This window comes from Streptomyces sp. NPDC058751, assembly GCF_042746485.1.
Taxonomy (GTDB): Bacteria; Actinomycetota; Actinomycetes; order Streptomycetales; family Streptomycetaceae; genus Streptomyces.
Genome location: NZ_JBHYPZ010000009.1, coordinates 67,244 through 90,958, shown reverse-complemented (window position 1 = coordinate 90,958; position 23,715 = coordinate 67,244). Strand labels below are relative to the sequence as shown.

21 protein-coding genes are annotated in these 23,715 nt (G+C 71.5%); 10 read left to right on the top strand and 11 right to left on the bottom strand.

Annotated features, from left to right (window positions below):
* Positions 1 to 48: 48 nt before the first annotated feature.
* From crcB (ACFW6B_RS11240) to ACFW6B_RS11210, 7 genes are all read right to left on the bottom strand, one after another.
* Positions 49 to 423, bottom strand: a complete 375-nt coding sequence (crcB, locus tag ACFW6B_RS11240; protein ID WP_386594444.1) for a fluoride efflux transporter CrcB — start codon at positions 421 to 423, stop codon at positions 49 to 51.
* Positions 420 to 860 (bottom strand): DUF190 domain-containing protein, encoded by a 441-nt coding sequence (locus tag ACFW6B_RS11235; protein WP_386594443.1) that lies wholly within the window; start codon positions 858 to 860, stop codon positions 420 to 422. Before ACFW6B_RS11235 ends, crcB (ACFW6B_RS11240) begins: the two co-directional genes overlap by 4 nt.
* Positions 857 to 1,327 (bottom strand): fluoride efflux transporter CrcB, encoded by a 471-nt coding sequence (gene crcB / locus ACFW6B_RS11230; RefSeq protein WP_386594441.1) that lies wholly within the window; start codon positions 1,325 to 1,327, stop codon positions 857 to 859. The genes ACFW6B_RS11235 and crcB (ACFW6B_RS11230) overlap by 4 nt, the downstream gene beginning before the upstream one ends.
* A gap of 210 nt (positions 1,328 to 1,537) precedes the next feature.
* Positions 1,538 to 2,512 carry an SMP-30/gluconolactonase/LRE family protein gene (locus ACFW6B_RS11225; RefSeq protein WP_386594439.1) on the bottom strand — a complete coding sequence of 325 codons (975 nt, stop codon included), beginning with the start codon at positions 2,510 to 2,512 and terminating at the stop codon, positions 1,538 to 1,540.
* A gap of 5 nt (positions 2,513 to 2,517) precedes the next feature.
* Positions 2,518 to 2,805, bottom strand: coding sequence for an ArsR/SmtB family transcription factor (locus ACFW6B_RS11220; protein WP_386594437.1), 288 nt, complete (start codon positions 2,803 to 2,805; stop codon positions 2,518 to 2,520).
* Between the two features lie 190 nt (positions 2,806 to 2,995).
* Entirely contained in the window at positions 2,996 to 4,555 is a 1,560-nt protein-coding gene (locus ACFW6B_RS11215) for an arabinogalactan endo-beta-1,4-galactanase (protein ID WP_386594650.1), read from the bottom strand.
* A 365-nt stretch (positions 4,556 to 4,920) separates the two neighbouring features.
* Positions 4,921 to 6,942 carry a beta-galactosidase gene (locus ACFW6B_RS11210; RefSeq protein ID WP_386594435.1) on the bottom strand — a complete coding sequence of 674 codons (2,022 nt, stop codon included), beginning with the start codon at positions 6,940 to 6,942 and terminating at the stop codon, positions 4,921 to 4,923.
* 309 nt (positions 6,943 to 7,251) lie between these two features.
* Between ACFW6B_RS11210 and ACFW6B_RS11205 the strand changes: the two genes are divergently transcribed.
* The 6 genes from ACFW6B_RS11205 (at position 7,252) to ACFW6B_RS11180 (ending at position 12,505) form a co-directional block, all read left to right on the top strand.
* Positions 7,252 to 8,574 carry an ABC transporter substrate-binding protein gene (locus ACFW6B_RS11205; RefSeq protein WP_386594433.1) on the top strand — a complete coding sequence of 441 codons (1,323 nt, stop codon included), beginning with the start codon at positions 7,252 to 7,254 and terminating at the stop codon, positions 8,572 to 8,574.
* Positions 8,571 to 9,545 (top strand): carbohydrate ABC transporter permease, encoded by a 975-nt coding sequence (locus ACFW6B_RS11200; RefSeq protein WP_386594431.1) that lies wholly within the window; start codon positions 8,571 to 8,573, stop codon positions 9,543 to 9,545. The genes ACFW6B_RS11205 and ACFW6B_RS11200 overlap by 4 nt, the downstream gene beginning before the upstream one ends.
* A complete protein-coding gene (locus tag ACFW6B_RS11195; protein ID WP_386594429.1) occupies positions 9,542 to 10,447 on the top strand; it encodes a carbohydrate ABC transporter permease in 906 nt (301 codons plus the stop codon). Before ACFW6B_RS11200 ends, ACFW6B_RS11195 begins: the two co-directional genes overlap by 4 nt.
* The gene (locus ACFW6B_RS11190) at positions 10,444 to 11,475 is read left to right on the top strand and encodes a LacI family DNA-binding transcriptional regulator (protein ID WP_386594427.1); all 1,032 of its coding nucleotides are present in this window, start codon (positions 10,444 to 10,446) and stop codon (positions 11,473 to 11,475) included. Before ACFW6B_RS11195 ends, ACFW6B_RS11190 begins: the two co-directional genes overlap by 4 nt.
* 141 nt (positions 11,476 to 11,616) lie before the next feature.
* A complete protein-coding gene (locus ACFW6B_RS11185) occupies positions 11,617 to 11,967 on the top strand; it encodes a VOC family protein (RefSeq protein ID WP_386594425.1) in 351 nt (116 codons plus the stop codon).
* Positions 11,968 to 12,112: 145 nt separating this feature from the next.
* Positions 12,113 to 12,505, top strand: coding sequence for a MarR family winged helix-turn-helix transcriptional regulator (locus tag ACFW6B_RS11180; protein WP_386594423.1), 393 nt, complete (start codon positions 12,113 to 12,115; stop codon positions 12,503 to 12,505).
* Positions 12,506 to 12,581: 76 nt separating this feature from the next.
* On the opposite strand, the gene pqqB is transcribed toward ACFW6B_RS11180, so the two are convergent.
* From pqqB to ACFW6B_RS11165, 3 genes are all read right to left on the bottom strand, one after another.
* The gene (gene pqqB, locus ACFW6B_RS11175) at positions 12,582 to 13,463 is read right to left on the bottom strand and encodes a pyrroloquinoline quinone biosynthesis protein PqqB (RefSeq protein ID WP_386594421.1); all 882 of its coding nucleotides are present in this window, start codon (positions 13,461 to 13,463) and stop codon (positions 12,582 to 12,584) included.
* A 177-nt stretch (positions 13,464 to 13,640) separates the two neighbouring features.
* Complete coding sequence (locus ACFW6B_RS11170; RefSeq protein ID WP_386594419.1) at positions 13,641 to 14,096, bottom strand: SseB family protein; 456 nt, start codon at positions 14,094 to 14,096, stop codon at positions 13,641 to 13,643.
* Positions 14,097 to 14,305: 209 nt separating this feature from the next.
* Positions 14,306 to 17,212 carry a carbohydrate binding domain-containing protein gene (locus tag ACFW6B_RS11165; RefSeq protein ID WP_386594648.1) on the bottom strand — a complete coding sequence of 969 codons (2,907 nt, stop codon included), beginning with the start codon at positions 17,210 to 17,212 and terminating at the stop codon, positions 14,306 to 14,308.
* 402 nt (positions 17,213 to 17,614) lie between these two features.
* On the opposite strand from ACFW6B_RS11165, the gene ACFW6B_RS11160 reads away from it, so the two are divergent.
* Positions 17,615 to 18,625 (top strand): permease, encoded by a 1,011-nt coding sequence (locus ACFW6B_RS11160; protein WP_386594417.1) that lies wholly within the window; start codon positions 17,615 to 17,617, stop codon positions 18,623 to 18,625.
* The gene (locus tag ACFW6B_RS11155) at positions 18,622 to 19,455 is read left to right on the top strand and encodes a TIGR03943 family putative permease subunit (RefSeq protein ID WP_386594414.1); all 834 of its coding nucleotides are present in this window, start codon (positions 18,622 to 18,624) and stop codon (positions 19,453 to 19,455) included. The genes ACFW6B_RS11160 and ACFW6B_RS11155 overlap by 4 nt, the downstream gene beginning before the upstream one ends.
* Before the next feature lie 42 nt (positions 19,456 to 19,497).
* Here the strand turns inward: ACFW6B_RS11155 and ACFW6B_RS11150 are convergent, their stop codons facing one another.
* Entirely contained in the window at positions 19,498 to 20,268 is a 771-nt protein-coding gene (locus ACFW6B_RS11150; RefSeq protein ID WP_386594413.1) for a TetR/AcrR family transcriptional regulator, read from the bottom strand.
* A 273-nt stretch (positions 20,269 to 20,541) separates the two neighbouring features.
* Here ACFW6B_RS11150 and ACFW6B_RS11145 point away from each other — a divergent pair, with 273 nt between their 5' ends.
* Positions 20,542 to 22,254 (top strand): MFS transporter, encoded by a 1,713-nt coding sequence (locus ACFW6B_RS11145; protein WP_386594411.1) that lies wholly within the window; start codon positions 20,542 to 20,544, stop codon positions 22,252 to 22,254.
* 313 nt (positions 22,255 to 22,567) lie between these two features.
* Positions 22,568 to 23,680 carry an aminotransferase class V-fold PLP-dependent enzyme gene (locus tag ACFW6B_RS11140; protein ID WP_386594409.1) on the top strand — a complete coding sequence of 371 codons (1,113 nt, stop codon included), beginning with the start codon at positions 22,568 to 22,570 and terminating at the stop codon, positions 23,678 to 23,680.
* Positions 23,681 to 23,715: the final 35 nt, after the last annotated feature.

Here is a 23,715-nt window from a genome sequence, read left to right as displayed (position 1 = left end):
TAGACGGTGCAGGGGACAGTGTTACCCAATCCCGAGGTCACCCGGCAACTACGTCCACAAAGCTTGTGCGACCGAAACCCCGGCGAACGCCGCGCCCAGGCCCGCGGTCACACTCACGATCACGTTGGCGGCAGCGTAGAACGCCGCACCCGTCTCACTCAGCCGAAGGGTCTCGTAGGAGAACGTCGAGTACGTGGTCAGCGCCCCGCACAGACCGGTCCCGATCAGCAGTCGCAGGTGCTCCGGCACCTGCCCCGCCGAGGCGGCGCCGGTCAGCAGCCCGAGGACCAGGCACCCCGTCACGTTCACGACGAGGGTGCCCCAGGGGAAGACCGTGTCGTGCCTGAGCTGCACCGCCCGGTCGGTCAGGTACCGCAGGGGTGCGCCCACCGCGGCACCGATCATCACCAGCAGCCAGTTCACCGCGGCGCACCGCCTTCCGCGGACGGACCGCCGGCCGCGCCGGAGCCGTCGTCGGGAGCACCGGAACCGTCGGCCGCGCCGGAGCCGTCGTCGGACGCTTCGCGGCGGCCCGTGTGACGGATGACTTCGCAGGGGTCGAGGACCACCGTGCCCTCGGTGACGAGTTCGTCGAGCTGCGGCAGGAACGCCCGGACCCGCTCCTCGGTGTCCACGACGACCACGGCCACCGGCAGGTCCTCGCTCAGCGAGAGCAGCCGCGAGGTGTGGACGAGCGAGGAGGCGCCGAACCCCTCGATGCCCCGGAAGACGCTGGCGCCCGCGAGGCCCGCCGCGTGGGCGCGGTGCACGATCTCCGCGTAGAGCGGCTTGTGGTGCCAGGTGTCGTTCTCGCCGATCAGCACCGTCAGCCTCAGGGCTCTGCCGGTCGTCCTCGTCATCGCCGCCTCCGTGCCAGGGCGCGGCGGGTGACCGTGGTCCCGAGCCACACCGCCGCGAGCGCCGCGCACAGCGTCGCGGCGAGATAGCCGAGCCCGGTGCCCGGGTGGCCCGTGTCGACCAGGTCGCGGATGTCGACGGCGTACGTCGAGAAGGTGGTGAATCCGCCGAGGACTCCGGTGCCGAGGAAGGGACGCACGAGGCGATGCACCGCCCGTACGTCGGTGACCACCGCCATGAGCACGCCGATGGCGGCGCAGCCCACGACGTTGATCGTGAACGTGGTCCAGGGGAAGGCGCCGTCCGGCGTGGGCCACAGCAGTCCCGCGCCGTAGCGGGCCGTGGCGCCGATGGTGCCGCCCAGCGCGACCGCCGCGACGACCGGGCCCTGGCCGTGCCGGAAGGACGCCCTGCGCGCGCGGACGGGGCTACCGGGCTCGCCGACGTGTTCGGGGTGCGGGACCGTCATGGGCTCGGGTGCTCCTACTCGCCGGGCCGGTGCGGGCACACGGCATCGCAAGCAGGGACCGTTGGCGGCATCCGCGCCGCGGTTCGGGTACGGCGGGCCCCACCGCCGTGCCGCGCTGCAAGATCGCGGCTCGTGACCAGGGTAACGCCGGGCGCGCGGGCCGCGCACACCCGGTCCGCGCACTCGGCCTCCCCCGGAGGGCCGGGCCGCTCAGCCGGTGGCACCGGGAAGATCGCAGACCGCGAGGCCCCTCTCCCAGATGCTTCCGAGGATCAGTCGGCCCTCGGACTCACAGGCACTGGTCACCATCCGGAACCGCGCCCGGCGGCTCTCCAGGTGGTGCACGACGGTGCCGTCGTCGTCGACCGCGAGGACGCCCGTGGTGCCCGGCGGCCTGAAGGGCGCCCGTACGGCGATGCGGGCCGCGGCACGCCGGACGGCCGGGCCCCGGCGGTGCAGGAGTTCCAGGGCGCCGACGCGGGGACCCGCCAGTGCCACCCAGATCGGTCCGTCCGGGGCCCGCCACAGGTTGTCCGGCTGGCCGGGGAGGTCGTCGGCGAAGGCCTCGGACCGGCCCGCGAGCGGCCCGGTGAGCCAGTGGCGGACGAGACGGAACCGGCCGGTCTCCGCCAGGACGAGGAACGACTCGTCGGCCGAGGAGGCGAGACCGTTGGCGAACTGCAGTCCTTCCAGAAGCACTTCGGGTTCCGACTCCCCCGGCGCGAGACGCAGCAGACAACCGGATCCGGTGTGCTCGACGAGATCTCCGATCCACCGCTTCAGGGGGTAACTCCGGCTGGAGACGGTGAAGTACACGGTGCCGTCCGAGAGGGCGACCACATTGCTGCAGAAGCGCAGCGGGACACCGGCGACCCGGTCGGCGAGGACACGGACGACTCCGTCCCCGAGGCCGACCCGCAGCAGTCCGCGTTCGGCGTCGCACACCAACAGGGCGTTGTCCGGAAGGAGTTCGAGACCGAGCGGTCTGCCGCCCGTCTCGGCGACGACCCGGACCGTGGTGCGGTCGGGGTCCCCGAGTCCTTCGACGCGTACGATGCGGCCGTCCTCCAGACCGGTCAGCACCCCGCCCCTGGAGTCGGCCACCACGTCCTCGGGGCCGCGGCCGCCGAGTGCCACCGCGCGCCGGGGCGAAAGGGCTGTGGCCGTACCGGACCCGTCTCCCACGTGCTCTACCAGCCCTTCTCGAAGTAGCAGCTCACTTCGGCGATACGGTACTCGTCGCGGCGGTAGTAGGTGTGCCGCCCCAGCTTCTTGGCACGCAGGAGACCGACTCCGGCGAGGAGGTCGAGGTGGGTGCGCGCCACTGCCCGGCTCACTCCGAGTTTGACGGCGAGGGCCTCGGGGCTGACACCGTCCTCGACGGGGTCGGCGCCGCGCTGCGGCGGGAAGTGCGCCGCGGGGGTGCGCAACCACTCCAGGATGTCCAGTCTGTGGCCGTTGCCGGGTCCTCTCAGCATCTCGTCCCCCTCCGTCGTGGCGGTCTCCCGCCACTGTCCCGCAGCCGGCGGCGGCACGCACGGACTTCCCGCGACCCTGGCCGGAGCCGGACGGCCCGGAAAACGCGCGGGGTCCGGCCGCACCGGCGGCCGGACCCCGCAGGTCCTGTCGTCACATTCCCCTCTGCCTCGCGACGACAGGCCTGGACGCTCAGCGGTGGCCGAACAGGGACATGGCCGGAAGCGCCTTGTCGTCGAAGCCGAACAGGGCCTGGTTCTCCCATCCGTTGCCGGAGGAGGCGTCGGCCGGGTCCCAGCCGTTGCCGGTGACCGCCGTCCAGGTGGCCTCCCAGTAGAAGACGCCGAGACCGCGGCCGTTCGGCACGGCCTCCACGATGTTCATGACGTCGCGCAGCCAGTTGGACTGCCCGGTGGTCGTGGCCGCGTAGCCGGAGACCAGTTCGCCGGTCGTGTCGATCTGGTTGACGAGCGCGTCGTCGCTGTCCAGACGGAAGGGGTAGGCCGTCTCGGCGAGGAACACCGGCTTGGCGTAGCGGGAGGCCGCGTCGTCCAGGGTGGTCTGGAAGTCGTAGAGCGAGCCGTGCCAGTAGCCGTAGTAGGACAGGCCGATGGCGTCGAACTTCACGCCGTTGGCGAGGGCGGTGTCGAACCACCAGCGGGTGCCGGTGAGATCGCCGCCCTTGGCGAGGTGCAGCGCCACGACGGTGGAGGAGCTGACCGCCTTGGCCGCGTCGTAGCCGGAGTTGAGGAGTCCGGCGAGCTGCGCGAAGTTGTCCGTGGAGCCCTCGGACCAGAGCATGCCGCCGTTGATCTCGTTGCCGATCTGGACCATGTCGGCCGTGGTGCCCTGCGACTTGAGGGCGTTCAGTACGTCGTACGTGTGGCTGTGGACGTCGGTCTTGAGCTGGCTGTACGTGTGTCCGGCCCAGGCGGCGGGCTTGGTCTGGGTGCCGGGGTCGGCCCAGGTGTCGGAGTAGTGGAAGTCGACCAGGAGCTTCATGCCCTGCGCCTTGACGCGCTTGGCCGTCGCGAGGACGCGGGCCTTGTTGTTGTAGCCGTCGGCCGGATTCACCCAGACCTTGAGGCGCGCGTAGTTCATCCCGGCGGACTTCAGGATGGCGAGCGCGTCGCCGGTGGTGCCGGAACTCGTCTTGTAGACACCGCCGTAGGCCTCGCTCTTGGCGAGGGAGGAGATGTCGGAGCCCTTGACGGACAGTCCGGTGGTGCCGGAGGTGAACGCCAGGTCGTCGACGTTGATCCAGTTCCCGGCGTTGGCGTCGGAGTAGACGCTGATCGTGCACTGGTTGTTCGTCACGGAGACGGGCACGGCGAGGTGGATCCATCCGCTGGTGGAGACCGGCAGGTCGGTGCGCTGCTCGGTGCCGCCGCAGTTCTTCAGGGCGAGGTAGGCGGAGTTCTGTCCGCCGCCCGAGCGCACCCAGGCGGTGAGCTTGTAGCTGCCGTTGGTCAGCCCGGTGAGGGTCTGGTAGGTCTCGGCCTTGTAGGCCGAGGCGGAGTAGTGGCTGAGGCGGTAACTCCCGCCGTGGCCGCCGGCCTCGACGTACGAGGCGCCGGTGGAGCCGGACTCCGACCAGCCGCCGGGCACGGCGACGCCGGCCCCGTCGGCCTCGAATCCGGCGTTGGTCGGGGTGCTCGCCGCGTGCGCGGTCTGCGCGGGGAGCGTGGCCAGGGCGAGCCCCGCTGTGAGCGGGAGCAGCAGGGCCCTGAGTGTGCGTCCGGGATGGAACAGCATCGTCCGTCGTCCCTTCGACGTGGTGGGGAGAGGTGCCCCCAGGGGATCCGGGGTGGATCGGGGGTGGAGCGGGGGCGAACCCCTCCGCCCGCGGCTTCACGGCTCGCACGGGCGGAGGGGAGTCGGGACCGCCGTCGAGTGCGCTGACTCGGAGGGCGGATGAAGGGCCCGTTCCGGCGGGCGGGGACAGGGCCGGAAGAGGCAGGGCCGGCCGGACCCGTGCCGGACGAGCTGGCCGGGCCGGAGCGGGGAGACGTCTTTTCTGCGGAGCCGGGTCGACCGAGGAACCCGGTCGAGTCCCGTACGTCACGGGCTGGTCTGCCGGGCCGCACGGGCGGACTCCCCGTACGGCCCACGGCCCGTCACGCGTCGAGGCGTACGACCCGTACCGCGCCCGCCGGGACCGCCAGCCGGCCCGCGGCGCGTTCGCCCGTGAGGAGTTCGGTGCCGTGCGCGTCCAGCGGCACCTTGGCGTCGGACGCGGTGTGGTTGACGGCGAAGACGTAGGTGCCCGAATCCCCCGTGCGGCGGACCACTTCGACGTCGCGGGGCACGTCGGCGCGCGGGGCGACGCGCGCGTCGTCGGCCACCCGGCCGATCAGGGCGTCGAGGCCCTCGGCCGCGAGGCGCGTGGACACGTACCAGGCCGAACCCGATCCGCTGCGGTGCCGGGTGACCGCCGGATGCCCGGCGGCGAGTCCGTTCGCGTACGTCCACACGGTCTCGGCACCGCGCGGCACCACGAACTCGGACCACACGTCGCCGGTGAGTTCGGAGCCGTCGGGCCCGGTGATCCGGACGAGTTCCCCCTGGAGCAGTGGGGAGAACTCCTCGACGGTCAGGCCGAGTACGTCCCGCAGGGCGCCGGGATGAGGACCTTCGTGGACGGCGTCGTGCTCGTCGACGATGCCGGAGAAGTAGGAGACGAGGAGGGTGCCGCCCCGCTCGACGTACTCCCTGAGGTTGTTCCCGGCGGCCTCGGTCATCAGGTAGAGGGCGGGGACGACGACAAGGGGATAGGCCGACAAGTCGGCTTCGGGGTGGGCGAAGTCGACGGTGAGGTGACGGTCGTAGAGGGCCTCGTAGAAGGCGTCGGCGCGCTCGCGGGCGTCGTGGTCCTCGCTCGGGCGCCACTGCAGGCTCTGCGCCCACCAGGACTGCCAGTCCCACAGAACGGCCACGTCGGCGACCGTCCGGGTGCCCTTGAGGGAGCTCAACGAGTCGACGGCGGCGCCGAGTTCGACCACCTCGCGCCACACGCGCGAGTCGGTGCCGGCGTGCGGCAGCATCGAGGAGTGGAACTTCTCGGCGCCGCTGCGGGACTGCCGCCACTGGAAGAACATGGCGCCCTCGGAGCCGCGGGCCACGTGGGAGAGGGAGTTGCGGGCCATCTGGCCGGGTGCCTTGGCGGGGTTGCGGGGCTGCCAGTTGACGCCCGAGGTGGAGTGTTCGAGGAGCAGCCAGGGCGCGCCGCCCGCGACGGAGCGGGTGAGGTCGGCGGCCATCGCGAGGTTCACGTGGGTCCGGCGCCCGTCGGTCATCAGGTAGTGGTCGTTGGTGACGAGGTCGACCTCGCGGCCCCATGCCCAGTAGTCGACCGAGTCGCACTGGCTGAGGGCCGTCATGAAGTTGGTGGTGACGGGGACGCCGGGCGCCAGGCGGTGGAGGACGTCCCGCTCCGCGGTGAAGTTCTCCCGCATGGTCGCGTCGGCGAACCGCCTGTAGTCCAGCGCCTGCGCCGGATTGCCGACGGTCGGGGTCGTGCGCGGCGGGTCGACCTGGTCGAAGGCGGTGTAGTGCTGGCCCCAGAAGGCCGTTCCCCAGGCGTCGTTGAGCTCGTCGACGCTCCCGTAGGTGTCGGCCAGCCAGCGGCGGAAGTGGGCCGCGCAGGAGTCGCACCAGCAGGCCGAGACGGGGACGCCGTACTCGTTGTGGACGTGCCACAGGGCGAGGGCGGGGTGGCCGGCGTACCGGGTCGCGAGCCGGGTCGTGATGGAGGCGGCGGCGGCACGGTAGTGGGTGTTGCTGTGGCAGATGGCGCCGCGTGAGCCGAAGGCGTAGCGGGTGCCGTCGGCGGCCACGGGGAGCGCCTCGGGGTGTTCGCGGTAGAACCAGGCGGGCGGCGCGACGGTCGGGGTGCCCAGGTCCGCGCGGATGCCGTTCTCGTGCAGCAGGTCGAGGACGCGGTCGAGCCAGCCGAACTCGTAGGTGCCCCGGGCCGGTTCGATCAGGGCCCAGGAGAAGATCCCGACGCTCACCATCGTGACGCCCGCCTCGCGCATCAGCCGGACGTCCTCGGGCCAGACGCTTTCCGGCCACTGCTCGGGGTTGTAGTCCCCACCGAAGGCGAGCCCGGTGAGGCCCTTGGGGTTGGTCTCCGGCATGGATCTCTCCCGTGTAATCGATCATTTGGGAACGTGCACACACAGCGCCAGCGGCGTGAGCCCAACATAACCGCACAGCAACAACCATTGACAAGTGTCCGGGATGTTTCTCTACTGTGAACGCTCACAGAAGCACGGCAAGTGAGCCGAAGGGGTGCTCAGGTGTCGGCGGGCGAGCGCGCGGGGCCCGAAGAGCCCGGCGCACGCTCGCGGTCCCGGTACCGGCAGGCGCACCCCCGGAAGCGAACCGCGCAAGAACAGGGCAGGCCTCCGCAGCAGGCGGAGGCCCAGGTCAGGGGAGAACGTTCCATGCCCATCACGAAGCACGACCGCCTCGTGGCCAGCACCATCGCCGTCGTCCTCGGCGCCACCTCGCTCGTCGCCTGCGGCTCGTCCGACGACGGCGGCAGCGAATCCCAGTCCGGACCCGCGACACTGACGTTCTGGACCTGGGCGCCGGGCATGGACAAGGTCGTCGACCTCTGGAACGAGGGGCCGGGCAAGCAGCAGCGGATCACCGTCGAGGTGAAGAAGCAGGCCTCGGGCGACGCGCTCATCACCAAGATCCTCACCGCGCACAAGGCGAAGAAGGCGCCCGACCTGGTCCAGGCCGAGTACCAGGCGCTGCCGACGCTGGTCAGCAACGACGCGCTCGCCGACATATCCGCGGAGTCCAAGGACGCCGAGTCCAAGTTCGCCGAGGGCGTGTGGCAGCAGACGACGCTCGGGACGGACGCGGTCTACGCGATCCCGCAGGACATCGGCCCGATGATGTTCTACTACCGCGCCGACCTGTTCAAGAAGTACGGCCTCACCGTCCCCACGACCTGGGAGCAGTTCGCCGAGACCGCCCGCGCGCTGAAGAAGAAGGCGCCGGACAAGGCGCTGACCACTTTCTCCGCCAACGACTCCGGACTCTTCGCGGGGCTCGCGCAGCAGGCGGGCGCCAAGTGGTGGACCGCCTCCGGCGACAAGTGGAAGGTCGGCATCGACGACGCGGCCACCCGCAAGGTCGCCGACTTCTGGGGCGGTCTCGTCAAGGAGGGCGCGATCGACAACCAGCCGATGTACCAGCCGGCCTGGAACAAGGCGCTGAACACCGGCAAGCAGATCGCCTGGGTCAGCGCGGTGTGGGCGCCCGGCACCCTGACCACGGCGGCCCCGCAGACGAAGGGCAAGTGGGCGATGGCCCCGCTGCCGCAGTGGTCGGCGGGCGAGAACGTCACCGGCAGTTGGGGCGGCTCCTCGACGGCCGTCACCACCGACTCCCGGCACAAGGCGGCCGCCGCGAAGTTCGCCGCCTGGCTGAACACGGATCCGCAGGCGGTGGCCGCGCTGGCGAAGGAGAGCGGCATCTACCCGGCATCCACGAGCGCGCAGACCGGTGACGCGTTCGCACAGCCGCCGGCCTTCTTCTCCAACCAGCCGGACTTCTACACCAAGGCCTCGGAGATCGCGAAGACCACCGCCCCCTCCGCCTGGGGCCCGAACGTGAACGTCGCCTACACCTCCTTCAACGACGCCTTCGGCGCCGCCGCCAAGAACAAGTCGGACTTCGGTGCCGCCCTGAGGACCATGCAGGACACCACCGTCGCCGACCTGGAGAAGCAGGGCTTCGGGGTCGCTCGGTGACCAGCGCACGCCGGAGGCCGTACGGGGCCAAGGGGGCCCCGTACGCCCTCCCGTCTCCCACCACCACCCTCAAACGAGCGCGAAGCGCCCCCTACTTTTTCCTCCTCCCCGCGACGGTCCTCTTCGTCCTCTTCTTCGCGCTGCCCATCGGCTACGCGGTCTGGCTGAGCCTGCACAAGGTGCGGGTCAAGGGCCTCGGCCTGGGCGCCGGAGCCCGCACCGAGGTCTGGGCGGGCCTGACGAACTACACCGACGCCCTGACCGACGGCGAGCTGGCCGACGGCGCGCTGCGCGTGGCCGGCTACGGCGCCATCGTGGTGCCGGTGATGCTCGGCCTCGCGCTCCTCTTCGCGCTCATGCTCGACGCGGAGAAGGTGCGCCTGGCCCCCTTCACCCGGCTCGCGATCTTCCTGCCGTACGCCATCCCCGGCGTCGTGGCCGCCCTGCTGTGGGGCTTCCTGTACCTCCCGGACGTCAGCCCCTTCTACTTCGTCCTCGACGAGCTGGGCCTTCCGCAGCCGGACCTGCTGGACGGCGGCCCCCTCTACCTCGCCCTGTCGAACATCGCGGTCTGGGGCGGCACCGGCTTCAACATGATCGTCATCTACACCTCGCTCCGGGCCATCCCCGCCGAGGTGCTCGAAGCGGCGAAGCTGGACGGGGCCGGCCCGCTGCAGACCGCCCTGCGGGTCAAGATCCCGATGGTGGCGCCCTCCCTGGTGCTCACCTTCTTCTTCTCGATCATCGCCACGCTCCAGGTGTTCAGCGAGCCGACCACCCTCAAACCCCTCACCAACTCCGTCTCCACGACCTGGAGTCCGCTGATGAAGGTCTACCGGGACGCGTTCAAGACCGGTGACGTCTACGCCGCCGCGGCCGAGGCCGTGATCATCGCCGCGGTCACGCTGGTCCTGTCCTTCGGCTTCCTGCGCGCCGCGAACTCCCGTACCAAGCAGGAGGAAGCACGATGAGTTCCCTCGCCCTCCGCGAGGCCGCACCGGCCGCGGGCACGGCTTCCGGCACCGCCCAGGGTCCGCCGCCGCGCGGCCGGATCGCGCTGGTGCCGACGCTGACGCTGCTGCTCGGCGCGCTCTACTGCCTGCTGCCCGTCGCCTGGGTGGTGATCGCGGCCACCAAGTCGGGCCGCGAGCTGTTCTCCACGTTCACGTTCCTGCCCGGCACCGGGTTCACCCAGAACGTCAGGGACCTCGACGCCTACCGCGACGGTATCTACTGGAAGTGGATGGGCAACTCCGCGCTCTACGCCGGTCTCGGCGCCCTGCTGTCGACGGGCGTCTCGGCGATCAGCGGCTACGCCCTGGCCGTCTACCGCTTCCGGGGCCGCGAGACCGTCTTCAGCGTCCTCATGGCGGGCGTGCTCATGCCCCCGGTGATCCTCGCGATCCCGCAGTACCTGCTCCTCGCCGAGGCGGACCTGACGGATTCGTACGCCTCCGTGCTGCTGCCGCTCGTCCTGTCCCCGTACGGCGTCTACCTCGCCCGGATCTACGCGGCCGCGGCCGTCCCCGGTGACGTGGTCGAGGCGGGCCGGATGGACGGCGCCGGGGAGTGGCGGATCTTCACCCGGATCGCGCTGCCCATGATGGTGCCCGGTCTGGTCACGGTGTTCCTGTTCCAGTTCGTCGCCGTCTGGAACAACTTCCTGCTCCCCTACATCATGCTCAGCGACGACGAGAAGTTCCCGATCACCCTCGGCCTGTTCACGCTCCTCGAACAGGGCTCCAACACCCCGGCCCTGTACACCCTGGTCATCACCGGCGCCCTGCTCGCGATCGTCCCGCTGGTCGCGCTGTTCCTGGTCATCCAGCGCTTCTGGAGCCTCGACCTGCTGTCAGGAGCCGTAAAGTCGTGACCATGAGCAACACGGGGGGCCGGCGCAAGCCGCCGACGATCCACGACGTCGCGCGTGAGGCGGGTGTCTCGCGGGGCACCGTCTCACGCGTGCTCAACGGCGGGCACTACGTCAGCCCCTCGGCGGCGGAGGCGGTCAACGCCGCCATCCGCAGGACGGGCTACGTCGTGAACCGGCACGCCCGTTCACTGATCACCGGGCGGTCGGACTCGGTCGGCTTCCTGCTGACCGAGCCGCAGGAGCGGTTCTTCGAGGACCCGAACTTCAACGTCCTGCTGCGCGGCTGCACCCAGGCGCTCGCCGCGCACGACGTCCCCCTCCTGCTGATGCTCGCCGGCACCCAGGACGAGCGTCGGCGCATCACGCGGTACATCACGGCCGGCCACGTCGACGGGGTGCTGCTGGTCTCCAGCCACTCCGGCGATCCGGTCGCCGAGGAACTGCGCGGGGCGGGTGTGCCGCTCGTCGCGTGCGGCAAGCCGATCGGCCTCGGGTCCAAGGTGAGTTACGTGGCCGCCGACGACCGCGACGGCGCCCGGGACATGGTCACGCACCTGCTCTCCCTCGGGCGGCGCCGGATCGGCATGGTCACGGGACCGCTGGACACCCCCGGCGGTGTCGAGCGTCTGGCCGGGTACCGGGAGGTGCTCGCCGAGGCGGGCGTCGAGGCCGACGACCGTCTCGTCGTCTCCGGCGACTACAGCCGCGCCAGCGGTGAGGCGGGCGCCGAACGGCTCCTCGACCGCGCTCCGGACATGGACGCCGTGTTCGTCGCCTCGGACCTGATGGCCCAGGGCGTGCTGACCGCGCTGCGCAAGGCGGGCCGCCGGGTCCCGGAGGACGTCGCGGTCGGCGGCTTCGACGACTCCCCCGCCGCCACGGCCGCCACCCCTGCCCTCACCACCATCCGCCAGCCCTGGGACCGCATCAGCTCCGAGATGGTCCGGGTCCTGCTCGCCCAGATCGGCGGCGAGGACCCGGCGGCGGTGATCCTGCCGACGGAGCTGGTGCGCCGCGAGTCCGCCTGAGGAACGCGCCGGCGGTCCCGCGCACCGGTCAGGATTCGAGAAGCCGTATCCGGCTCCCCCGGCCTAGCGTGAGAGGACCGCCGGAACCACGGCGGCACGAGACCGGCCGAGACGGCCGCCACGCACCGCACAGGAGTCGCCATGACCGCCGGAGTCAAGACCGTCATCTACCCCGTCAAGGACATCGAGAAGGCGAAGGCCCTGTTCACCCAGCTGCTCGGGGTGGAGCCCTATGTGGACGAGCCGTACTACGTCGGCTTCAAGGACGCGGGCCAGGACGTCGGCCTCGACCCGAACGGCCACGCCAAGGGTCTGACCGGTCCCGTCCCCTTCTGGCACGTCGACGACATCAAGACGACCCTGGCGGCCCTGCTGGCCGCGGGCGCCGAGACGCTCCAGGACCTCCAGGACGTGGGCGACGGCAGGCTGGTCGCGTCGGTGAAGGACGCGGAGGGCAACATGTACGGGCTCATCCAGGACCCCACCGGCTGACGACCGGGCGACCGGAGGGCTCGGGTGCCGCGAACGGGTGTCGCGAACGGGTGTCGCGAACGGACGGACGGGTGGACGGGCGGCTGGATGCAAGCGCACTAGTTGCACACTCAACTAGTGGCTGGATCTCTGTTACCGTTCAGTCATGGCAACGCAGACGCCCGGCTCCCGGCTGGAGGAGCGGTGGCGGGACATCCTCTCGGTGCACGCGCGCACGATGTGCGAGATCGACCGCGCGCTGCATCCGCACGGCCTGGGGGCCAGTGACTTCGAGGTCCTGGACATCCTCGTCTCGGAGACGGTCGCGGAGCCCGGCGAGCACTGCCGGGTGCAGAACATCGCGGACCGGGTCCATCTGAGCCAGAGCGCGCTGTCCCGGCTCATCGGCCGGCTGGAGAAGGACGGCCTGGTGGAACGCACTGTCTGCCAGGAGGACCGCCGCGGGGTGTGGGTCGCCCTGACCCGGAAGGGCCGCGAGCTGCACGCCGAGGTCCTCCCCCTGCAGCGGTCCGTGCTCGCCCGCATGCTGCACGGCTGATCCCCGGACCCGTCCTGCTCCGCGGGCTCCTGCCCGCCGCCCGGCTGCACCGTGAAGGCTCTCGCCCCCCACCCGGCTAGACCGTGAGCTCCGCCCCGTCCGGCAGGATCTCGGCGCCGGCCCCGGTCACCGACGCGCGGGCGTCCGTGGCCGGATCGAGCAGCGGGTTCGCGCTGTCGAAGTGGGTGTAGACGACGCGCGGGCCCGGGTGACGGGCCAGCGCCGCCAGACTGCCGTCCGCGCCGGAGACCGGGAGGTGCCACGTGGCCGCCGTCCGCCCGCGGGGCGCCCGTACCGCGGTGTCCGTCGTGCCGGCCGCGTAGAGGGTGCCGTCGAGCAGGACGCAGGTCGCCCCGGCGAGCAGCCGGTCCAGCGCGGGCGTCCACCGGCCGACGCAGGGCGCGTAGACGAGGACGCCCCCGCTGGCCAGGTCCTCGATCCGGTACGCCGTCACCCAGCGGTCGTCGGCGGGGGCCCCGGTGATGTGCCCGGGGGGCCTGGAGCCGAGCGCGTGGGCACTGACGACGAGGCCTCCGGCCAGGACGAACCCGCCCTCGGTGAAGCCGTCCGCCCACGCCCAGGCGGCGGGGTGGTCGAGGAGGGGGCGCAGGGGGGAGAGCGCGGCGAGGACGGGGGGCGAGGCGTAGACCTTCAGTCCCGGGGCGCCGTGCAGTCCGGTCAGCCCCGTCGTGTGACCGGCCCCGGCGTCCGTCAGCAGGACTCCGCGCACGGGTGTGCCCCCGGGCCCTGGTGCGAGCGCGGGGGTGGCGTCGATCTGCGTACGGATGTCGGGTGAGGCGTTGAGCAGCCACCAGTCGCGGGAGTTGCCGCTGACGGCGACGCATTCCTGGGTGCGTGCGGGCAGTTTTCCGTCGCGGGCGGCCGAGCACTGCGCGCAGGCGCAGTTCCACCGAGGGAAGCCGCCGGCGGCGGCCGTACCCAGCAGGACGACTCTCAAGGGAACCCCACTCCTCCGCGGCGGCTTTCCAGGGATCTTCCCTTCCGGGCGGTCCGGGCCACTCCTCTCCGAGGAACGGATCCGGACATCCTTCGCCCGGCCCCCGGCCCCCGGCCCCCAGCCCCGTGGATCCCGGCGCCGGTGCCGTTGTGGGGCTCGCCGCGCGGCCGGGCCCCGCTACCGCGCCAGCAGCGTGCGCACGCCCTCGGAGGTGAGCGTCAGACCGTGCGGCGAGGCGGCGTCGATGACGAGGTCCAGATCGCCCGACGGCCACTGGGAGGCGAGCGCGGCGAGCGGCACGAGGCGGTAGCGGGAGACGGAGGGCAGGAGTTCGGCCAGTTCCAGCTCCGAGGTGAACACCGGCACCACCTGTCCGCCTTCGGGGTCGTCCAGGACGGGCAGGGCCACGGCGTGGGGATCGGCGACGTCCGCGTCGGTGGCGTCGTCGGGCACGGGCACCAGGACGTCGCTCCCGGCGAGCGTCTCCAGCGCGGCGGCGTCGGCGGTGTTCTCGGCGAGGGTGTCCAGGGCCTCCTGGGCGGGCGTCGCCTCGGGGGCGCCGGGGTGGTGGTTGTTCAAGGGCGTCGCCTCCGGGGCAGCGCGGTGGTGGTTGTTGTTCAAGGGCGTGTCCATGGCAGATCCCGGGATCGTGGCGGGCGGGCGGCCACCCGGGCCTCGTGCTCCCGGGCGTGTCGACGGTCACGTACCCAACGCTCCCCACGCCATTCATCCCGGCTCCCCGCCGGCCGCGGTGGCGGCGGCCGCTCCGTCCCGCCCGGGTGTGGGGCGCCCGGGCGGGACGGCGGCGACCGCCGTTCCCGTGGCTGTCCGCAGGTGGCGGACTACTTGAGGTAGGGGCCGTCGGTCCCGATCCTGCCGGGACCGTTCAGGACGTAGACCCGCAGGTTCCCCTTGCCGGGCGCGGACACCGACAGGGTGCCGCCGGAGACGGTCTTCACGTCACCGGTGACGGCGTCCGTGTACGTGCCGTTCGGTACGCCGGTGAAGGTCGCGCCGCCGGTGACCGTGACGAGGGCGAAGCTGTCGGTCGACCCGCTGGTGTAGCGGCGCTTGTAGGCCATCGAGCCGCTGATGCCGTCGGTCGAGTACTGGCCCGACTGCAGGGCCGGGATCGCCCGGCGGATCTGGTTGAGCCGCTGGAGGTGCTTGACCAGCGGCTGCGCGAGGGTCGTGGCGACCTCGCCGCTCGCGGAGTCGGCCTTGCCGAAGTCGGAGGCCGTGACGCTGCCGGCGAGACGGTCGCCGTAGTAGGCGCGCCCGGTGGTCGCCAGCGGGCAGGTCGGGCCGCAGTCGATCTGCTTGCCCTTCTGGAACTCGATCTCCGATCCGTAGTAGAGCGTGGGGATGCCGCGGAAGGTCCACATCAGGGACATGTTCTCGGCCCAGGCGTCGGTGCCGCCGCTGTAGCGGTTGCTCGACTTGTTCGGGCCGTAGTCGTGGCTGTCGACGTAGACGACGTTGTACGTGGCGTCGTTGACGGAGTCGTCGGAGTCCTTGCCGTTGCCGTAGGCGTTCTGCGCGTCACCGAAGTTCATGTGCATGCGCATGTCGATGATGTTCATGCCGGAGAACCGGCTGTGGTCCGGGGTGTGGTAGCTGTTGCCGCTCAGGAAGGCGTTGGTGGAGGTGGGCTGGTTGCCGGTGCCGAGCTGCTCCTCGTAGTCGTACTGCTCGATGGCGGCCGTCTCGTCGTCGGCGCTGTAGTCCTTGCGTTCCTTCCAGGTGTAGAACTGCGCGGAGTGGTTCACCGATCCGCGGTTCCACTTGTCGTTGACGAAGGCGGCCACCTCGCCGAAGACGAAGAAGTTCTTCGCCGCCTCCGTGCCGAACTTCCGGGTGACCCGGTCGTAGATGGCGGGCAGGAAGCGGCGGTTCCAGGTGACGCGCGGGATGTGGACGGCCGTGTCGACGCGGAACCCGTCGACGCCCATGTCGATGTACTTGTCGTAGGCGCCGATCAGGTAGTTCTGGACGGTGGCGTTCTCGGTGTCGAAGTCGGCCAGGTCCTCGTGCAGCCAGCACGAACGCGAGTCCTCGCCCTCCCAGTTGCCGATCCAGCACTGGTGGTAGTACGCCTTCGGGAACATGCCCGAAGTGGGGCTCGGCCACTGGCAGTTGTACAGGGTGTAGCCCTCGGCGCTCTTGCCTCCGGTGGGCTTGCCCCAGTTGACACAGGTGTTGCCGGTGGGTTCGGCGGTCGACCACAGGTCGCCGTTGTAGTACGACTTCCCGGACTTGGGCTCGACGGTCAGGCCGTCGTACTCGAAGCCGTCGTTCTTCTCGTCGTAGTACCAGCTCCACTGGGAGTCGCGCACGCCGTAGACCTTCGGGGTGAACAGGCCCTTGGCGCCCCAGCGGGAGCTGTGGTTGTAGACGACGTCCTGGTAGATCTTCATGCCCTTGGCGTGGGCCGCGTTGATCAGGTCCTGGTAGGAGGCGCCGGCCGACTCCAGGCGCGGGTCGACCTTGTAGAAGTCGTAGCCGTGATAGCCGTGGTAGTCGTAGTCCGAGCGGTTGAGGACGACCGGGGTGATCCAGACGGCCGAGAAGCCGAGCGCCTTGACGTAGTCGAGCTTGTCGACCAGGCCCTTGAAGTCACCGCGGAACATGGGGTCGTTGCCCGCCGCGTTGCCCGACTTGACGTGCTGGCTGCCGCCGCGGTCGTTGGAGCTGTCGCCGTCGTAGAAGCGGGCGGTGAGGACGAAGTAGATGGGGTCCTTGCGCGGGTCGGTGCCGAGCGGTGTCCCCGCGGCCGGCGCGGGAGCCTTCTCCCCGGTCGTGACGGTGGCCGCGGCGGAGGCGGGCGAGGTGTTCCCTGCCGCGTCGACGGCCTTCACCGTGTAGGTGTAGGCCGTCTTCTCCTCCAGCCCCGTGTCGGAGTACACCGTCGAGCCGACGTCGGTGACGACCGTGCCCTTCGTACCGCCCGTGCGCGTGAGCTGGTACTTCGTCACGGCGGTGTCGTCGGTGGCGGGATCCCAGCTCACCACCACCGAGGTGTTGGTGGCCGTCGCCTCGACCCCGCCGGGCGTGGTCGGCGCCTGGGTGTCGGGCGTCTGGGCCGCGCAGGGGTCCTTGGCGTCGGCGGTGACGGTCCGGTCCTTCACGGTCGTGGTGCCGGACGGGATCGCGTAGTCGGCGCTGTTGTTGTTGTCCCAGACGCCGTTGCCGTTGTTGAAGGCCGCCTTGAGCGAGGTCGCCGTCCCGATGTCGAGGGTCTTCTTCCACCATCCGGTGCAGGCGCTCTCCATGCCGACGCCGGGGGCCGTCGTCCAGGAGCCGCCCGTGGGGGCGTAGTGGATGTTGGCCGTGGTCCAGCCGGAGGTGGCGGTGGAGTAGTACACGGTCGCCTGGTTGCCGGTGCCCGTGCCGGTGTCGGCGCACGGGTCGCTGTGGGCGATGACACCGTCCTTGACGGTGATGGTGCCGGTGCCCAGCGCGTAGTTGCCGCCGCCGTTGTTGTCCCAGGTGCCGCTCCCGTTGTTGAAGGTCGCCTGCAGCCCGGTGGCCGAGCCGAGGTCGACGGTCTTCTTCACCCAGTCCGTGCAGGCCGCCTCCATCTGCGTGCCGGGCACGGTGGTCCAGGACCCGCCGTCCGGGGCGTAGTGGAGGTAGGTGGTCGGCCAGTTCTTGGTCTTCGTGTAGTAGAAGACGGTCGCCGTCGTGGAGGTGGCGGCCGTGCTCTCCATGGGGACGGACCCGGCGTCGGGCGGGGTCAGTCCGAACATTCCGGTCACCGCCAGGAGCGCCACCAGGGCTCTCGTGGGCGGACGTCGGCGTACGCGGTTCATGGGGCGGCTCCAATGCGGGTGCGGGGAGGGGGAGTTGCCTTGCAAGAAGAACCGGCAAGTTCCTGAAAGGACTTGCGGCCCGGAAGCTACAGGTCCATGACAGCCACGTAAAGGGATGTGACGACGGCCGTCGCGCTCGGTGCGCACCCGCACCCCACCCCGAGAGGAGGACCGCGGCGCCCGGTGAGCGCCGCCCGCCCCTGGTCAGGCCGAGGTCAAGAAACTCCCGGGCGCGGGCAATGCCCTGGTCGCCCGGTGAGAAGCTGTGGCCGGGCCGGCGTACTCAAGGCGGAAGGGCATCCGCAGCCGCGCCCTTCCCCGACCGGAGGTACCTCGAGCGTGACCGTCACCAAGGAAGCCCCGCCGCCGGCCCGGCGACGGGACGAGGAGGACCGGCAGGGCTGGAACCTCGACTCCCCGCTCGCCCTGACCATGCTCCTGCTGCTGGTCGTCGCGGCACAGGGGCCGATCCGCGGGGTGCTGGCCGCACCGGTGATGCAGAGCTGGATGACCGTGTTCGTCGCGGTGGTGGTCCAGGCCCTGCCCTTCCTCGTTCTCGGCGTCCTGCTGTCCGCGGTCATCGCGGTGTTCGTCCCGCCCTCGTTCTTCGCCCGCGCGCTGCCGAAGCGGCCGGCCCTCGCGGTGCCGGTCGCCGGGATGGCCGGGGCCGTCCTGCCCGGCTGCGAGTGCGCCTCCGTACCGGTCGCCGGGGCGCTGGTCCGCCGCGGCGTCACTCCGGCCGCGGCCCTGGCGTTCCTGCTGTCCGCCCCGGCGATCAACCCGATCGTGCTGACCGCGACCGCCGTCGCCTTCCCCCGGAACCCGGAGATGGTCCTCGCCCGCTTCGTGGCCAGTCTCCTCGTGGCCTGCGCGATGGGCTGGCTGTGGCAGCGCCTCGGCCGCGCCGACTGGCTGCGCCCGCCGGCCCGCCCCGCGCACGACGGCCTCGGCAGGGGGGCCGCGTTCTGGGGGTCGGTGCGGCACGACATCATGCACGCGGGCGGTTTCCTCGTGCTGGGCGCGATGGCCGCCGCCACCCTCAAGGCCGTCGTACCGGCGGACTGGCTGCGCGCCGCGGCCGGAAACCCGGTGGTGGCCGTCCTGGCCCTGGCGGTCCTGGCCGTCCTGCTGTCGATCTGCTCCGAGGCCGACGCGTTCGTGGTCGCCTCGCTGACCCAGTTCTCGCTCACCGCCCGGCTGGCGTTCCTGGTCGTCGGCCCGATGATCGACCTGAAGCTCTTCGCCATGCAGGTCGGCACGTTCGGCCGCGGCTTCGCGTCACGGTTCGCGCCCGCCACCTTCGCCCTGGCGATCCTGATGTCCGTACTGACCGGGGCGGTGATCCTGTGAACCGGCAGGCACAGGCAGCCGTGCTCTTCCTCGTCGGCGCCGCGGTGCTGCACGCGGGCGTCACGGACCTCTATCTGCGGTACGTGAAGGCCGGGTTGCGGCCCCTGCTGCTCGTGGCCGGCGCGGTGCTCGTCGTCACGGCCCTCGCCACGGTCTGGTACGAGATACGCGAACACCGGAAGACCTCCGCGGACGGGTCCGGCGACACGGGGCACGGGGGCGCGGACACGGACGGACCCGCGGACGGCGACGTACACGGGCGCGACGCCGGGCCCGGACTCGCGGGAACGGACGACGACGGGCACGGGCATGGACACGGGCATCGCGAGCCGCGCATCTCGTGGCTGCTCGTCCTCCCGCTGCTCGCGCTCATCCTGGTCGCCCCGCCCGCGCTCGGCTCGTACAGCGCGATGCGCACCGGCACGGCGCTGCAGGCGCCCCTCGGCTACGCCGAGCTGCCCGCGGGTGACCCCGTCACCCTGGGCCTGGTCGACTACGCGGGCAGGGCGGCGTACGGCCACGGCCGTTCCCTCGGCGGCCGGCAGGTCAAGGTCACGGGATTCGTCGCGCTCGACCGCGCCGGCACCCCGTACCTCGTCCGCATGGCCCTCAACTGCTGTGCCGCGGACGCCCAGCCGGTCAAGATCGGCCTGTCTGGGCGGACTCCGCCCGTCCTGCGGCCCGACACCTGGCTGGAGGTCACCGGCCGCTACACCGCCAGGCGCACGACGGACCCGGTCAACGGCGGCGTCGTCCCGTACCTCGACGTCACTTCGTCGAGACCGGCCCAGGCGCCGCGCGATCCGTACGACGAGAGCTGGAACAACTGAGCCGAGCGGGACGGGACGGGTCCGCGCCGGCCCGCCCCGGGCTCAGGCCCTCCCGTCCGGGAGATAGCTCGCCAGGCCGCGCAGGATGATCTCCAGACCGATGTCGAACCTCTCGTCGGAGGACTCCGTCACCATCGCCCCGGACAGGGCCCGCAGATGGGGGAAGTCCGCTTCGGGCAGGGACGCGAAGTAGTTCTGCATCTCGTCGGCCATCTCGCGCCAGTCGGGGCGGGCCAGGGATCCGCTGCCGGCCTGCTCGGCGGCCCGGTCCTGCCACATGCCCTCCTCCAGGACGAACCCGTCGATGTAGGTGGAGATGAGGTCCCCGGCCTCCGCCGCGATGCGGTCGGGCAGCCCGGCGGTGCGGAAGATCGCGAGCAACGACTCGACGTACGGCAGCAGTTCCGCGGTGAAGGGGACGTGCGCCATGGAGATCCTGGCCATGTCGCGGTGGGAGAGCAGACGCCACCGCCAGGAGCGCGCGTAGTCCCGCACCTGCTCCCGCCACCGCTCCGGGTCGGGTTCGGGCAGCTCGAAGTCGGCGAACAGCCGGGTGTACATCAGCTCCAGGAGGTCGTCCTTGGAGCGGACGTAGGCGTAGAGGGCGGAGACCGCGACCTCCAGTTCGGCCGCCACCTGACGCATGGACAGCTTGTCGAGACCGGACCGGTCGAGCACCACGAAGGCGGCCTCGACGATGCGTTCGCGCGACAGCGGCTCGCGCGCCGGGGTGGCACGGACGCGCGCGGGACGCTCGCGCTCCCAGGGGGACGGCGGGGGTGGTTCGGGGGTGCCGGCGGCCGCGTCGCTCATGACCACAGTCTAGGCGCCGGAGATCAGTGTTCTCTCGCGGAGAGCGTCGTTCACCCCAGCCCAACGCGATATATCTTGTCGCCGTCGCGAAGTTGCGCTATATCTTGATGAACGTCGTTCTCTAGATGAGCAGTGTTCTGTTACGGTGAACAGCGTTCTCCGGCGTCTCGTCCCCTGCTTCTCCCTCCGTGACGGCGGAGCCGGGCAGTCTCACCCATCCGTCCCACCGCACCCGGTCGTACCCCGGTGCGGCCTCTTCACGAGGAGTTCCCGATGTCCACCACCGGTGTCGCGTCCACCGAGACGCCCATCGACTCACCAGCGCCCTACCGGTGGCGCTGGGCTGCGCTGTTCGTGATCCTCGCGGCAGAGGTGATGGACCTCATCGACGCCGTCGTCACGAACATCGCCGGCCCCTCCATGCGGGCCGACCTCGGCGGCAACGCCTCCACGCTGCAGTGGCTCGCCGCCTCCTACACCCTCTCGATGGCCGTCGGGCTCGTCACCGGAGGACGGCTCGGGGACATCCACGGGCGCCGCACGATGTTCCTGGTGGGAGCCGCCGGCTTCACCGTGGGTTCGCTGCTGTGCGCGATCTCCGTGTCCCCCGGCATGCTGATCGGAGCGCGGGTCGTCCAGGGGCTGTTCGGCGCCGTGATGCTGCCGCAGGGCCTTGGCATGATCAAGGAGATGTTCCCGCCGAAGGAGTCGCAGAAGGCCTTCGGCATGTTCGGGCCGGTCATGGGCCTGTCCGCGGTGTGCGGGCCGATCCTGGCGGGCTGGCTGGTCGACGCCGACTACTTCGGCACCGGCTGGCGCATGATCTTCCTCATCAACCTGCCGCTGGGCGCCGCGGCGATCCTCGGCGCCGTGCGCTTCCTGCCGAGGGGCCGGTCCGAGAGCAAGCCGCGCCTCGACATCCCCGGCATGATCCTGGTCTCCCTGGCCGCGCTGCTCCTCATCTTCCCGCTGGTCCAGGGCCGTGAGTACGACTGGCCCGCGTGGACGTTCGTGATGATGGGCGCCTCCGCCGTCGTCTTCGCCGCCTTCGCCCTGTACGAGTCGCGCCGCAGCAGGGCCGGCCAGGACCCGCTGGTCGTCCCGAGCCTCTTCCGCAAGCGCGGCTTCAGCGGCGGCATGGTCCTCGGGCTGGTCTTCTTCTCGGCCATGCAGGGCTTCATGCTCGTCTTCAACCTCTACACCCAGATCGGCCTCGGCTACTCGCCGCTCAAGGCGGGCCTGGTGATGGTGCCCTGGTCGGGCGGCATGATCGTCGGCTTCGGTGTCGCCCAGGCCGTGGTCCGGTTCGGCCGGACCGTGCTCCAGGCGGGCGCGCTGGTCATGGCGCTCGGGGTCTTCGGCGTGTGGCTGACCCTCGACCAGGTGGGGTCCGGCGTCGGCCCCTGGCAGCTCCTGCCGTCGCTGCTCGTCACGGGCATCGGGATGGGCCTGCTCATGGCCCCGTTCTTCGACATCGTGCTCGCCAGCGTGGAGCAGCACGAGACGGGTTCGGCGTCCGGCACGATGACCGCGGTCCAGCAGCTCGGCGGCGCCTTCGGCGTGGCCGTCCTCGGCACGGTGTTCTTCGGTCTGCTGGGCGGCGGGATCGCCGCCGCCGTCGACCACCGCTCGGAGCACCTGCGCGGACAGCTGACCGCCGCGCACGTCGCGCCCGCGGCCCAGGACCGTATCGTGGCGGACCTGCGCACCTGCGCCTCCGATCGCGCCACCGCCAAGGATCCCGCCGCGACCCCGGCGTCCTGCGCGCGCCTGGAGAAGGACACCCGGTCCGCCGTGACCTCGCCCGAGGCCGGCGCCCGGATACCCGCCGCGCTGCGGGACACGGCCTCGTCGGCCTTCCGGAGCGGTTTCGGGTCCGTCATGCAGACGGTGCTCTGGATCGTCGGCGGCATGCTGGCGCTGACGTTCCTGCTGGCCTTCCTGCTGCCGCGGCACGCACGGCCCGAGGAATCCGCGGGTCACTGAGCCCAGCCCCGGGGCGGGCTCCGGCTCCGGCTCCGGCTCCGGCTCCGGCCGACGGGACGGCCGGGTACCTCCAGAGGTGCCCGGCCGTCCTCTTTCCCGTGAAGTCGTCACCTGGGCGCGGCAGCCGGGTGCCGACACCCCGGTCAGGTCCGCGCGGGGTGCGACGCGTACCGTGCGAGCGGGTGGAGACGCGCCCGGGACCGCGCGGAACGGACGCCGGCCCGTCGAGCCCGCGGCACCGCTCTCCCGACGAGGCCGCCTTCACACCTGGCCGGCCTCGACCGACCCTTACCGTCCCGGAAGGACGAGTCCCGTGCTCACGTCGTACGCAGCCCACTTCGACACACCCGCCGGGTACCTCGACTTCGCACGGTTCGGTCCCCCGTCGAGGGACGCCGTGGCCGCCACCGCACGCGCCATGGAGGAGTCCGCGCGCGCCGGTCACACCACCGTGGACGGCCTGATGCGCGCGGAAACGCTCGCACGGGACACGGCCGCGCGTCTCGCGGGCACCGACGGCCGGCACACCGTGCTGCTCCCGAACGCCTCCACCGGCCTGTTCCACGCCGCCCTCGGCATCCCGGAGGGCGTGGTCCTCGCGCCACGCACCGACTTCCCCGCCAACCACTATCCCTGGCGCCGCACCGCCGGCCTGGGCCGGGCCACGCCGCGCTGGCTCGACCCGGTGCCCGGCGGCGGGGTCACCCCCGAACTGGTCCGTGCCGCGCTGACCGAGGACGTCGTCGCCGTGTCCGTCAGCGCGGTGGACTTCCGTACGGGATTCCGCACCGACCTCGCGGCGCTGCGCGAGGCGATCGGACCGGACCGGCTGCTGATCGTGGACGCCATCCAGGCGTTCGGCGTGGCCGCGATGGACTGGGACGCGGCCGACGTGGTGGTGGCGGGCGGCCAGAAATGGCTGCGCGCGGGCTGGGCCACCGGCTTCGCGGCCCTGTCCGACCGCGCGCTGGAGTCCCTGGAGCCGGTCCTCACCGGCTGGACGGGGGTCAAGGACGTCGGCCTCTTCGACGGGGCGGAACACCCGCCCGCGGCGGACGCGCAGCGGTGGTCGATCACCAACCTCAGTCCGGTGACGGCCGCCGCGTTCGCCGCCGCGCTGGACCTCGTGGAGCGGCACACGGTCGCGGCGATCGAGGCCGCCGTCGCGGAGCGGATCGCCGAACTCACCGAGACCGTCGCGGAACACGGCGGCCGTGTGCTCTCCCCCGCCGACCCGGCGCGCCGCGCCGGCATCCTCTCCTTCACGATGCCGGACCACGATCCGTCGGTCGTCGCGAAGGCCCTGCACTCCGAGGGCGTCACCCCGACGGTGCGCGCCGACTCGCTCCGCTTCTCCCCTCACGCCTCGACCCCGCCGGAGGCCTCCGAAAGAGTGGCGGCGGCCTTGTCGTCCCTGGGGAACTGAACCCACGGCCGTCCCCCGGCACGACGTCGGAAACG